Genomic DNA, 12,546 nt, shown 5'->3' with positions numbered 1-12,546 from the left:
GCTACAGTTTTACGAGACGGATGCCGGTAAACTGCCAGCGTTCGTCAGGATGAAAAAAATTACGGTAGGTGTTGCGGCTGTGGCCCTGCGGGGTGGCGCAGGATGATCCCCGAAGCACCATCTGGTTGATCATGAACTTGCCATTGTACTCGCCTATGGCGCCTTCAGGCTTCCGGAACCGTGGATAAGGCAGGTAGGCGCTGTGGGTCCATTCCCAACGCTTCCCCCAATTGAATTGAGAAGATGCGGCTTCCCATTCAAACTCGGTAGGCAGGCGCATTCGTTTCCATTCGGCATAAGCCGCAGCTTCATAAAAGCTGATATGCGTAAGCATTGCATCTGGGTCTACTTTTTCAAGCCCACGGAGGGTATAGTGATGCCACTCCCCGTCGATGCTGTGCCAGTATAACGGCGCGTGGATATCATTTTGTAAAACCCAGCTCCAGCCTTCGTCCAGCCAGTAGTTAAAGTTGGCATAGCCGCCGGCTTCCATAAACTCCATATATTCACTGTTGGTGACGAGCTGTGCAGAAATTTCAAAGGCATCAAGGAAAACCCTGTGCGTACCATGTTCATTGTCAAAGCTGAACCCTTCGCCCGTGTGGCCAATGTCATACATCCCTTCCGGAACAGAGATAAAGCCGGTGTTTTCTTCCCGCACCGATTCCCAGTCAATTGCTTCATTATATACAGGGAATATTGGGTTGTGGCCAAGGATATATTTGATGTCGGTTACAAGCAATTCCTGGTGCTGCTGTTCATGGTTAAGGCCGAGCGCAAGCGTATTTCGAAATTCGGGGTCGCCGCTTTTAAGCTGGATGATAATTTCCATGTGGCTGTCTATATACTGCCGGTACTCATATATTCTGTCGATACCGGGACGGGTAATATTGCCCCGTTGGGCACGCAACACTCTTTTGCCTATCGTATTGTAGTAACTGTTGAACAGGAAGCCAAAGTCACTATCAAATTCCGCATAGCCGTCGAAGTACTTTTTTAGTATGAATTCTTCAAAAAACCAGGTGCTGTGGGCAAGGTGCCACTTGGGCGGGCTCACAAAAGGGACAGGCTGCGGCACATAGTCTTCCGTCTGCAGAAAACTGCAAATGTATTCTGTATGTTTCCGGATGGTAGTATAGTGCTCGAAAGAAATCATTAATCAGTATTTATACTAAGTTAATGATTTACCAGTCGCTGCTGTATTTTATGTTTTTCTTTTTAACTAAAAGATAACATCTGTCAAGGCTTACATGCTGTAATAATAGTGCGTTTAGTTTCTCCCTTTCTCGTCCGGATACAGTTCATGTACGGGGTCGCTCTGCCAGTATTCCTTAGTTCCGGTATCCATAATAGTCAGCGGGCCTTTAAAAGCCGCACCGGTATCCACATTCCAGATATTGGCTTTTTGCACGGGCACCGTTTCCCCGATGCGTGTTACCGGCGTGTGGCCAATGAATATTTCTTTGTAATGTGTGAAGCGCTTCGGATACAACGGGTCGTTATGGCCGATGCTTTTATCCAGGCATAGCGCTGTTTCCCAAAGCGTCCTGTCCCAAAAGAACATTCGCGTAAAAAATTCGTGCTTTACCCCGTTAAGGCTGGTGAAGCCTGCATGTACGAAGAGTCGGTTGTCATCGTCAAGATAATAGTCCTGCAAACTTTCCAGAAAAAGGATGTGCAATTGGCGCTTGTCAGCGGGAAGCCTTTCATAATGTTCCATGGTCAGCCTCCCGCCGTGATTGAACCATTCCTCGGTATATTCGCCGGTCTTCAGCCAGCGCAGCAGCAGATCGTCGTGATTGCCACGAATGAAAACGCAATCGAACTGTGATTTCAATTGAAGCAGGTAATCAATTACTTCCGGCGACTGCCCCCAGCCGTCTACATAATCGCCCAAAAATATCAGGCGGTCGGTTGCAGTAACCGCTGCCCGTTCCAAAATCTGTTTTACCGCTTTGTAGCTTCCGTGTATGTCGCCAATTACAAGTTCTCTGCCCATTACATTGAAATATTATTCAAGATACAAAAATTAATCGATGCGGTCGTATTTCATTTTTCGTAAGATGCGCATCGCTTCCTTGAACGACACATATACACTTGCGTCAGGATACGCCTTTAGCAGCGGCTTGGCATCGATCAGCCTGCGCTTGGCATCGGTAAAATCGTTGAGATAGCAGATCATCAGGGTAGAAGGCAGGTTGTAAATATCCTTCTCCTCCCTTTCTGATAACGGCACCCCTTTCTGGAGCTTGTCCAGCAGCACGAGGGTAGAGTTGTAAATATGGTGCATCACATTCCGGTTAAACTGCGGCGGCTCAAACAAAAGTGTCGACTCGATATTGTAATAGCCGTTCTCCTTAAAACGGATGCTCACTTCTTCCAGCGGGTAGTAGCTTGTCTTGTCGTTAAGACCGAGGGCCACATATTCGGTAATGGAAAAGCTATCGTCAGTATAGTCGATGCTCACTTCGTCCAGCGCCGAATAGAACAGCTTCACCTGCTCGTTGATCAGCTCGATATCCACCCTCGAAAAATAGGTTTTTCCCTTTACTACTTTTTTATTTCCGGCCCAGCAGACGATGAACAGCTCCTGGAAGACCTTGTATTTGGCGGTCATGTCCTTGTGGCGGTTGGTGATAAAGTCCATCACGCCCTCCAGCGTGTGCTCGATGCTGTTGCGCGAACCGTTCTCGATCTGGGCTACAACATCAGCATTGGCAGGGCTTTCATCAAATACATTTTCTATTTCAGCCGGCATGGAATTGCTGCCCCTGCGTACAAAGACCGCCCCTGCAGGTATGGTATAAACTGCCTTCTTAAAATAGGAAGGTTTATGGTTTTGCTTCGGGTGGATGGTCACCAATCCAATTACTTTATCCTTCGAAAGGCTCGGAAACGGTACATTTTCATACTGTATCGTTGGCGGGTTTTCCAGATAGGCATTCACGAGGTTCTGTATGCGGCTGTCGTCGTAAAAATCGGTACCAGTTATCTCATTGTCATGGTCTTCCACACCCACCACGATATAAGAATTGTTGGAAGGATTGGAATTCGACAGCGCACAGATATGCTTTACGAATTTCCCTTTGCCTTCCTTGGTATGCAAATTTAGTTGGCGCTTCTTGTCATAAAAGCTGCTCTCATCATTGTGAGCCAGCAGGTTTTTTATGAGGAGGCGTTTGTTGATCATGGTTATAGTTCCGGGTTTTGGGTTTCGGGTTCCGGGTTTTGAGCATCTGCGTGATTAGATGTTGAAGTTGGTTTGGTAAATTTACTTCCTTTATAATTAGCGGAATTAAGATATGACATGAATGAACCTATTAGCTTACTTTCAGAATCTGTTTTTACGACAATCATATCAAACTGTTCCTGACTGATATGTTTTCTGTCAAGAGCTCTGTAAAGTTGTGAACGGAGTTCTCCGCACGAGCCTTTTGAAATACTTAGAAACTGAATGAACTCTCTGGTACCGTTACGTTCAAAACCTTCCGAAATGTTGTCCATAATTGAACCCGATGATCTATTCATTTGATTTCGAAGTTCAAAATCTCTCCCTAACGGGGTCATTTCAAATAAATGCCAAATATCACGGCAGATTTCTCTGGACAGTTGCCAAACTTTTAAATCTTCAAATTTCTCGATTCTTGCCATATAATGTTTTTATGCCAACAAGCAATTCTAAACCCCCAACTTCTCTACGTCACCTCCGAGTAACCCGGAACTCGCAACCCGGAACTCATAACCTATTCACCATTGTAGCTGAAGCCTGTGCAGTAGGTAACACCATCAAATCCGCAATATTGACATGGTAAGGCATTGTTACAACAAACAAAATTATGTCCGCGATATCCTCCGGCTTTAGTGGCTCCATACCTTTATACACGTTCTCTGCACGCTGGGTGTCGCCTTTAAAGCGTACTTCGGAAAATTCGGTATTTACCATGCCCGGGTTGATAGCGCCTACGCGGATGCCGTACTGGTTAAGATCCATGCGCATCCCCTGGTTCAATGCATCAACAGCATGTTTGGTAGCCGCGTAAACATTGCCGTTGGGATAAACCTCTTTCCCTGCGATCGACCCAATATTGATGATGTGCCCGTGTTTCCGCTCCACCATGCCCGGTATCACTTCTTTGGAAACATACAAAAGCCCTTTTACATTAATGTCGATCATGGCATCCCAGTCGTCCACATCACCATTCTGGATAGGATCGAGGCCATGGGCATTGCCTGCATTGTTGATAAGTATATCGATGTTGGCAAATTCCTCTGGAATAGCTGCTATGGCCGCCTCTACATCCTTCCTGTCGCGCACGTCAAAGTTCAGCGTGTGTACTTTCGTAAGTGCCGAGAATTCGTCCTGTAACTCGGCGAGCCGGTCTTCCCTGCGCCCGCAAAGGATGATCCTGAAATGGTTTTTGGCAAACAGCCTGGCCGTTTCCCTGCCGATACCGCTTGTTGCCCCTGTTATTAATGCTGTCTTCATTTAGATTGTTGAATAGTTAGATTATTAGATTTTTGTCCGGGGTCGGAAGTCCGATGTCCGATGCCTATACGTCTTGTCCTCACGACCTCCGGCTTCCGACTTCCGACCCCGGACTTCGGACAAAATTAAGGAACCTTCGCCCCCATGCTTTCCGTCCATATAGCGAACCAGTCTTCGAGTTCGAGTTGGAGCTGAGTAGCTTTCATCTGGTTCTTTAGCCTGTCGGTGCTGCACGATCCGGTTACCGGGATAATGCCTGCGGGGTGCTGCATGATCCACGCCAGGAGGATAACATCGGCCGAAGCCTCATATTTTTCAACAAATTCCAGCAACAACATTTTCAGGCGTTGCGATTGTTCCGTGTCCGCTTTAAATACAGATCCTATAGGGCTCCATGCCAGTGGCTTTATGCCGTTCACGGTCATATAATCCATGCTGCCGTCAAGCATTGGCTCAAAATGCGTAGCCGAAAATTCGATCTGGTTGCAGGCCACTTCGGTACGGGAACGGATTAGGTCGGTCTGGCTGTTGGTAAAATTTGATACGCCAAACTCCTTTATCTTGCCTTCGCTTTTCAGCTTTTCCACCGCTTCGGCGATCTCATCGGGCTGCATAAGCGGGCTCGGGCGGTGTAATAAGAGGATGTCGAGATAGTCAGTCTGCAAAAACTTCAGGGAGTTCTCTGCTGACCAGATAATATATTCCTTCGAGTAGTCGTAATGCTTTACTTTGGTAGGACGGCTTCCCAATGTGTGTTGGATGCCGCACTTGGATATAAGTTGTATATCTTCACGGTTGATCCCGCTTTCGGCGAATGCCCTGCCAAATTCCTCTTCAGTAGTATAGCCGCCGTAAATATCGGCATGGTCAAAAGTAGTAATGCCATACGATATGCATTCGTGCATCAGCTGTATCATCTGGGCGGTGGTGAAGTTGGCCTGCCACACGCCCCAGTTCATCGTTCCCGCTATTACCGGGGACAGTTTTAAGTTCATCAGAATGGATTTTATTTTTTTGGTGCCATAAAAATAGGAAAAATAGGATTGGCAAAATGGCAATACCATATTTAGGCGTTAATTCTTAACAAGTCGTTAACATACACGGAATATATTAAAAGTCTATTTGTTTCGTTAGCTTTACATCACTAAATTCACACTCCAAAACTTTTAGGATATGGAAGATACTACATCGTCCCTCGATATAAGGGCGATCAACGAAAAGATAGAACGCGAAAGTGCCTTTGTCGACCTGCTCACCATGGAAATGAACAAGGTCATCGTAGGCCAGAAATATATGATTGAGCGCCTGCTGATAGGGCTACTCGGGCAGGGGCATATCCTTCTCGAAGGCGTTCCCGGGCTTGCGAAAACCCTTGCCATCAACACACTGTCGCAGGCGGTGCACGGCAGCTTCAGCCGTATCCAGTTTACGCCCGACCTGCTTCCTGCCGACGTGGTGGGAACCATGATCTACAACGTAAAGCAAAACGAATTTACCATAAAGAAAGGCCCGATATTCGCCAACTTCGTCCTTGCGGATGAGATCAACCGTGCCCCTGCCAAAGTGCAGAGTGCGTTGCTCGAGGCGATGCAGGAAAAGCAGGTGACCATTGGTGAAGAAACCTTTAAACTGCAGCAGCCGTTCCTGGTAATGGCAACGCAAAACCCCGTGGAGCAGGAAGGTACCTATCCGCTGCCGGAAGCACAGGTAGACCGTTTTATGCTGAAAGCCGTTATCGATTACCCGAAAATGGACGAGGAGCGCATGGTGATCCGCCAAAACCTGAAAGGGGCTTACGACAAAGTGAACCAGGTCGTTTCCATAGAACAGATACTCCGCGCCCAGCAAACCGTCCGCGAGGTTTACATGGACGAAAAGATCGAGAAATATATCCTCGACATCGTGTTCGCTACCCGCTACCCCGAAAAATATAAATTAGAAAAAATCAAGCCGTGGATCAGTTTCGGTTCTTCACCAAGGGGAAGCATCAACCTTGCCGTGGCGGCCAAGTGCTATGCCTTCATCAAGCGCCGCGGTTTCGTAATCCCCGAAGATGTACGTGCTGTAGTATATGATGTACTGCGCCACCGTATCGGTATTACCTACGAAGCCGAAGCCGAGAACATCACCTCGGTGGATATCATCAATAAGATCATCAACGAAGTTGAGGTGCCGTAAAACCGTTCTGGGTTTTGGGTTTAGAGTTCCGGGTTGCTTGTAGAAACGTAAAAAACAATTGCGGGTTTTTGTAGTAAATTAGCTATATGGCGAAAATTGAGAAATTTGAAGATTTAAAAGTTTGGCAGCTGGCAAGAGAGATATGCCAGGATGTCTGGTATTTATTTGAAACTACAACTCTTGGAAAAGATTTTGAACTTCGCAACCAAATGAATAAGTCATCAGGTTCTATTATGGACAATATTTCAGAAGGCTTTGAACGTAACGGAAATCGTGAATTCATTCAGTTCCTTAGTATTTCAAAAGGTTCATGCGGTGAACTTCGTTCCCAATTATACCGTGCTCTCGACAGGAAACATATTAGTGAAGAACAGTTCAGACTTGTTGCCGATAAAACGGAACAGGAAAACAAATTATTAGGTTCTTTTATTTCCTATTTAAATGCTTCTAATTATAAAGGATCTAAATTTACTAAAGCAGGCACAAGTATTCAGGCGGATGCTCAAAACCCTGAACCCGAAACCCTGAACCCATAACTGCGAAAAATTGGATACTAAAGAAATATTTAAAAAAGTCCGCAAGATTGAGATAAAGACCCGGAGGCTGAGCGATCACATCTTCTCGGGGGAATACCATACGTCCTTCAAAGGGCGGGGTATGACCTTTAGCGAAGTGCGCCAGTACCAGTTCGGGGACGATGTACGGGCTATCGACTGGAACGTGACCGCCCGCTACAACGAGCCCTATGTAAAGGTATTCGAGGAGGAGCGCGAACTTACCATGATGCTGATGGTAGACGTGAGCGGGTCGGAGAATTTCGGGTCGCAAAGCCAGTTTAAGAAAGACATGGTGACCGAGATCGCCGCCACAATGGCATTCTCGGCTACGCAAAATAACGATAAGATAGGATTGATACTCTTTTCCGACAAAATAGAGCTGTATGTGCCGCCAAAAAAAGGCAAGTCGCATGTGCTGCGCATCATCCGCGAGCTGATAGAATTTGAGCCGCAAAGCAGAAGGACCGGCCTTTCGCAGGCGCTGAAGTTCCTCTCGGGCGTACAAAAGAAAAAGGCTATTGTATTCCTGATATCCGATTTCATGGATGCCGGATATGAGCATAACCTGAAAATAGCGTCTAAGAAACACGACATTACAGGCGTTCGCGTGCACGACATCCGCGAGGAAAAAATGCCCGACATCGGCTTTGTGGATATGGCCGATGCCGAAACAGGCGAAGTCATATCGGTAGATACCGGCTCTAAAGCGGTAAGGCTGCAGTATGAAACGCATTATGCCGAAAGGGTGAAATATTTTAAGGAGACTTTCAGCCGATGCGGTGCCGGAACGGTAAGCGCGCAGGTTGGGGAATCTTATGTAACCAAACTGCTGGGCTATTTTAAAAGCAGGGGTTAATACAGAAATGATACAAATGACCAGATTATATTATACATTGCTTTTACTGCTCACTGCCGCTGCAACATTCGGGCAGCACAGGCCGGTACAGGCAAGTATCGATTCCACCAAAATAAGGATCGGCTCGCAGTTCCACCTTATTTTAAAGGCAACAGCCAATAAAGGCGAGAAAATCAGCTTCCCCGAAGGTAAGAATTTCGGCCAGCTCGAAGTGCTCGAAGCCTTCCCTACCGATACCATCGAAAAAGATGCGATGTATGAGTTGGTAAAAAAATACGGGCTCACCCAGTTCGATTCCGGCAGGTATGAGATACCGAAGCTTCCAGTAATCATCAATAATAAGACATACCAGACCAATCCGCTTACTATCGAGGTAAACAACATTGTTGTGGATACCCTCAAGCAGAAAATGTATGACATTAAGCCGGTTATGGGCGCGACATCGCGGAGCTGGCTGTGGCTGTATATCGTGCTTGGCATCCTGTTTTGGGGCGTTGTGGGCTACTATATTTACAAATACCGCCAAAAACGCAGGCTGGAACCTAAAGAAATCCCGGCAGACAATACCACGCCTATCGAAAGGGTACGAATAAGCCTCACCAGGCTTGAGCAGGAAAAACTGCTTCAAAAAGGAGAGGTAAAAGAATACTACAGCGGGCTGGTGGATATTGCACGAGCCTACCTCGAAGAGACATTGCACATCCCGGCTATGGAAAGCACCACAAGCCAGCTGATTGCAGCCATGCATGAGGCAGCGGCACGTAAGAAGATGGGCCTTGACGAAACCGTGTATGAGGAACTCGAAAAAGTGCTGCGCAATGCCGATATGGCAAAATTTGCCCTCTCACGGCCATCGGACAATGTGGTAATGCAGGACCGTGAACGTATTGAACAGGCGATAAATGTTATCGATAAAAGCCTTCCGGAAGAGGTGGAGGAAAGAGAGCCTACCGAAGAAGAGAAGGCCAGGATGCTGGCGCTTGCGCAAAAAAAGAAAAAAAGGCAGCGCACGGTTATCATTGCGGCATCCTGCTTTTTACTGGTGTTGGGCACAGGCGCATATATCGGGATTACTAAAGGGTTCGATTACCTGAAAGACAATATCCTTGGACACCCGACCAAAGAGCTGCTGGACAGCGAATGGGTAAAAAGCGAATATGGCGTGCCGGGCATTACCATTGAAACACCAAAAGTGCTTAAACGCGCGGATATCAGCAAATATGTTACCAAAGAGGCGGCAAAGAACATCAGCCAGATGCAGATGTTCCAGTACGGCTCACTGTTCGATAACTTCCATATAGCGGTGGCTACTACCGTGTTTAAGCAGAAAGTGGACATTAACCTGGAAACAGCATTTGATGCCACCGAGAAAAGCTGGGAAGCGCAGGGCGCTAGTACTATCTTGGTAAAGATGGAAGGCTTTAAGACCGAACACGGCACAGAGGGGCTGCGGGCTTTTGGCACGATGTTCCTGCCCGACCCGATAACAAAAGAACGCAAGAAAGTGTCCTATGAAATAATATACTTCAAGCAGGACCAGGGCGTACAGCAGGTAATAATACTTCATGAGGACGGCGACAAATATGCCAAAAAAATAGCCGACAGGATAAAAGACTCCATAGAGTTTAAAGAAAAGAAGAAGAAATGAGCGAGATAACTTTTTTACATCCCGGTTTCTTCTGGCTGCTGCTGTTGCTTCCCGCGGCGGCAGGCTGGTATTTCCTGAAAAGGAAACAGCAGTCGGCCACGCTCCGCATCAGCTCGGTAGCAGGGTTTAAAGCCGCGCCCTCATGGAAGACAAAACTCAGGCCGGCCCTCTTTGGCCTGCGCCTTTTAGCATTATTATGCATGATCATTGCGCTTGCAAGGCCGCGCACTGCCGATGTGAGCAGCAAGGCAGGCTCTGTAAATGGCATTGATATCGTAATGGCAATCGACGTATCAACAAGTATGCTGGCCCGCGACCTGAAACCTAACCGCTTTGAGGCATTAAAGAAAACAGCCGCGGAATTTGTAGATGCCCGGGTAAACGACCGCATAGGGCTGGTGCTTTATGCTGCTGAGGCCTATACCAAAATACCGGTTACCAGCGATAAGGCGCTGGTAAAGCAGGCAGTGCTGTCGGTTAATTATGACAATATAATGATTAAAGACGGTACAGCAATCGGCACGGGGCTGGCCACGGCCATCAACCGCCTGAAGGAAAGCAAGGCCAAAAGTCGTGTGATTATCCTGATGACCGATGGCGTGAACAATGCCGGTTTTATCGACCCGAAAACCGCTGCCACGATTGCTAAAGAATACGGGCTTAAAGTGTATACTATAGGCATTGGGACCAACGGCAATGCCGAGTTCCCCTGGATGCAGGACCCCTTTACAGGCGATATTATTTACCGCATGGCCCCTGTAAAGATAGATGAGCAGCTGCTTCAGGATATTGCTAAGCAAACCGGCGGAAAATACTTTCGCGCAACCAGCAACAGCAAGCTGAAAGAAATTTATACCGAGATCGACAAGCTTGAAAAAAGCGAGATGCCCGAACTGAAATATTTTAATTACGACGAAAAATTCCGCATTTTTGTGTGGGCCGCATTGCTGTTGCTGTTGCTTGAAGCGGTAGCAAAACGAACCCTTTACAGAAGCTTTATCTGATATGTACGTATTCGACAAACCCATATATTTTTACCTTTTGGCCATCATTCCGGTGCTGGCCGGGCTGTACCTGTACGACATGTATTGGAAAAAGAAAAAACAGCGTGAGTTTGGCAGCCCCGAAATGGTGGGCAGGCTCTCACCGGAAAATTCGCCTTTTAAGGCAGGGTTAAAATTCATTATCGTCCTGCTGGTGCTTACAGGGCTCATCCTGGCACTGGTGAACCCAAGAGCCGGAATACGCAAAGAGGTGGTTAAGACCCAAGGCGCCGATATTGTTTTTGCCATAGATGTCTCGAAAAGTATGCTGGCCGAAGACATAGCGCCGAACAGGCTTGAGAAAAGCAAGCAGATCGTGTCGCAGGTAATGAAGCGACTGGGAGCCGACAGGGTAGGCATCATTGGTTATGCCGGCAGCGCTTTCCCGGTATTGCCCATAACAACTGATTATGGTGTGGCCAAAATGCTGCTTGAAGGAATGGACACTGACATGGTATCGTCACAGGGCACTGCTATCAATGAAGCGTTGCTGATGTCGGCATCGTATTTTGACGACCCAAAAGCCGGCAAGATGGTCGTACTGCTTTCGGATGGTGAAGACCACGGGCAGGACAGCAACAACGCGGCAGAAGAACTGGCCAAGCGCGGCATAAAGATGGTAACGGTGGGCATTGGTACCGAAAAAGGAACTACCATCCCCCTAAAGCGCAATGGCGTGACCGAAAGTTATAAGCGCGATAATGAAGGGCAGATCGTGACGACAAAATTATATCCCGGGCCGCTTAAAGAGCTTGCCAAAATTACCGGGGGCGGCTATATTACCGGGAATGACAGCCGCGAAGTAGCAGATTATGTGGCTAAGGCATTGGAAAATATCGACAAAAAAGGCTTTGCAACAAGGCAGGTATCGGATTATGACTCCCAGTACCAGTGGTTTTTGGCCGCGGCGCTTCTTTTGCTGATTATCGATATGTTCCTGCTGGAGCGCAAAACGGCCTGGATAATGAAACTGAACCTCTTTAACGAAAAAGTACAATGAAGGGACTGATGGCATACCTGCTGCTTTTGGTGCCGGTTTTTGCTTTTGCGCAAAAGCCCGATAACGACATGGCAAAAGGGAACGAGGAATTCAAACAAAAGCAATACCGCGATGCTGAGGCCGATTACAGGGTATCGAAATCTAAGTCGCCTGCCAAAGCATCTGCAGATTATAACCTTGGCAATTCGATATATCGCCAGGGGCAGAAGGCAGAAGCGTTTTTAGCCTATTCACGGGCGCTCGAGAATGCGCATACCAAACAGCAAAAGCACATGGCCTACCATAATATGGGCAATGTGTTCATGGATGCAAAGGAATACCAAAACGCGGTAGATGCCTATAAAAATGCGTTGCGCAACAACCCGTATGATGAGCAGACGCGATACAACTATGCATTGGCAAAAAAAATGCTGAAAGACAACCCGCCACCGCCTCCTCCTAAAAAGGACGACAGGAAAGACCCACCGAAAGACGATAAGCAGGATAACAAAAGCAATGTCGCAAAAAACCGTGGCGACAGCGGCGAAAAAGCTGATGGTGGCGGAAGTAAAGATAAACCGCAAAAGGGCGGCGGGGGTGCAGGGGCGCAGCAGAGCAAAGGCGGTGCCGATAACCAGGGCAACCCGCAGCCGGCCAGCGACGACCCGTCCAAACAACGCATGGAAAACCTGCTGGATGCTATGAACAACGAAGAGAAAAAGGTGCAGGACAGGGTAAAAGGCGTAAGGGTACAGGCACAGCCTAAGAAACAGGAGAAGGACTGGTAAAGAAAATTCTG

The 12,546-nt window shown here is 47.5% G+C and carries 13 protein-coding genes; 7 read left to right on the top strand and 6 right to left on the bottom strand.

Going from position 1 to position 12,546, the window contains the following annotated elements:
• Nucleotide 1: 1 nt before the first annotated feature.
• From egtB to HYN59_RS04080, 6 genes are all read right to left on the bottom strand, one after another.
• Nucleotides 2–1,156, bottom strand: a complete 1,155-nt coding sequence (gene egtB / locus HYN59_RS04105; RefSeq protein WP_108777056.1) for an ergothioneine biosynthesis protein EgtB — start codon at nucleotides 1,154–1,156, stop codon at nucleotides 2–4.
• Between the two features lie 114 nt (nucleotides 1,157–1,270).
• The gene (locus HYN59_RS04100) at nucleotides 1,271–1,999 is read right to left on the bottom strand and encodes a metallophosphoesterase family protein (protein WP_108777055.1); all 729 of its coding nucleotides are present in this window, start codon (nucleotides 1,997–1,999) and stop codon (nucleotides 1,271–1,273) included.
• A gap of 30 nt (nucleotides 2,000–2,029) precedes the next feature.
• Nucleotides 2,030–3,190, bottom strand: a complete 1,161-nt coding sequence (locus HYN59_RS04095; protein WP_108777054.1) for an ATP-binding protein — start codon at nucleotides 3,188–3,190, stop codon at nucleotides 2,030–2,032.
• A 2-nt stretch (nucleotides 3,191–3,192) separates the two neighbouring features.
• Nucleotides 3,193–3,651, bottom strand: a complete 459-nt coding sequence (locus tag HYN59_RS04090) for a four helix bundle protein (protein ID WP_108777053.1) — start codon at nucleotides 3,649–3,651, stop codon at nucleotides 3,193–3,195.
• Between the two features lie 85 nt (nucleotides 3,652–3,736).
• Nucleotides 3,737–4,486 carry an SDR family NAD(P)-dependent oxidoreductase gene (locus HYN59_RS04085; protein ID WP_108777052.1) on the bottom strand — a complete coding sequence of 250 codons (750 nt, stop codon included), beginning with the start codon at nucleotides 4,484–4,486 and terminating at the stop codon, nucleotides 3,737–3,739.
• 125 nt (nucleotides 4,487–4,611) lie between these two features.
• Nucleotides 4,612–5,484: an aldo/keto reductase gene (locus tag HYN59_RS04080; protein WP_425433077.1), complete on the bottom strand. Its 873-nt coding sequence runs from the start codon at nucleotides 5,482–5,484 to the stop codon at nucleotides 4,612–4,614.
• 175 nt (nucleotides 5,485–5,659) lie between these two features.
• Between HYN59_RS04080 and HYN59_RS04075 the strand changes: the two genes are divergently transcribed.
• The 7 genes from HYN59_RS04075 (at nucleotide 5,660) to HYN59_RS04045 (ending at nucleotide 12,535) form a co-directional block, all read left to right on the top strand.
• Entirely contained in the window at nucleotides 5,660–6,664 is a 1,005-nt protein-coding gene (locus HYN59_RS04075; RefSeq protein WP_108777051.1) for an AAA family ATPase, read from the top strand.
• A gap of 86 nt (nucleotides 6,665–6,750) precedes the next feature.
• Nucleotides 6,751–7,200 (top strand): four helix bundle protein, encoded by a 450-nt coding sequence (locus HYN59_RS04070; RefSeq protein ID WP_108777050.1) that lies wholly within the window; start codon nucleotides 6,751–6,753, stop codon nucleotides 7,198–7,200.
• 10 nt (nucleotides 7,201–7,210) lie between these two features.
• Nucleotides 7,211–8,077, top strand: a complete 867-nt coding sequence (locus HYN59_RS04065; protein ID WP_108777049.1) for a DUF58 domain-containing protein — start codon at nucleotides 7,211–7,213, stop codon at nucleotides 8,075–8,077.
• Nucleotides 8,078–8,093: 16 nt separating this feature from the next.
• Nucleotides 8,094–9,725 carry a BatD family protein gene (locus HYN59_RS04060; protein WP_108777048.1) on the top strand — a complete coding sequence of 544 codons (1,632 nt, stop codon included), beginning with the start codon at nucleotides 8,094–8,096 and terminating at the stop codon, nucleotides 9,723–9,725.
• The gene (locus HYN59_RS04055; RefSeq protein ID WP_108777047.1) at nucleotides 9,722–10,729 is read left to right on the top strand and encodes a vWA domain-containing protein; all 1,008 of its coding nucleotides are present in this window, start codon (nucleotides 9,722–9,724) and stop codon (nucleotides 10,727–10,729) included. The genes HYN59_RS04060 and HYN59_RS04055 overlap by 4 nt, the downstream gene beginning before the upstream one ends.
• 1 nt (nucleotide 10,730) lies before the next feature.
• A complete protein-coding gene (locus HYN59_RS04050) occupies nucleotides 10,731–11,768 on the top strand; it encodes a VWA domain-containing protein (RefSeq protein WP_108777046.1) in 1,038 nt (345 codons plus the stop codon).
• Nucleotides 11,765–12,535 carry a tetratricopeptide repeat protein gene (locus HYN59_RS04045; RefSeq protein ID WP_108777045.1) on the top strand — a complete coding sequence of 257 codons (771 nt, stop codon included), beginning with the start codon at nucleotides 11,765–11,767 and terminating at the stop codon, nucleotides 12,533–12,535. Before HYN59_RS04050 ends, HYN59_RS04045 begins: the two co-directional genes overlap by 4 nt.
• The last annotated feature ends 11 nt before the right edge of the window (nucleotides 12,536–12,546 follow it).

Source organism: Flavobacterium album (genome assembly GCF_003096035.1).
GTDB lineage: Bacteria > Bacteroidota > Bacteroidia > Flavobacteriales > Flavobacteriaceae > Flavobacterium > Flavobacterium album.
The sequence above is the reverse complement of the archived record's forward strand: the minus strand, read 5'-3'. Positions and strand labels throughout refer to the sequence as shown.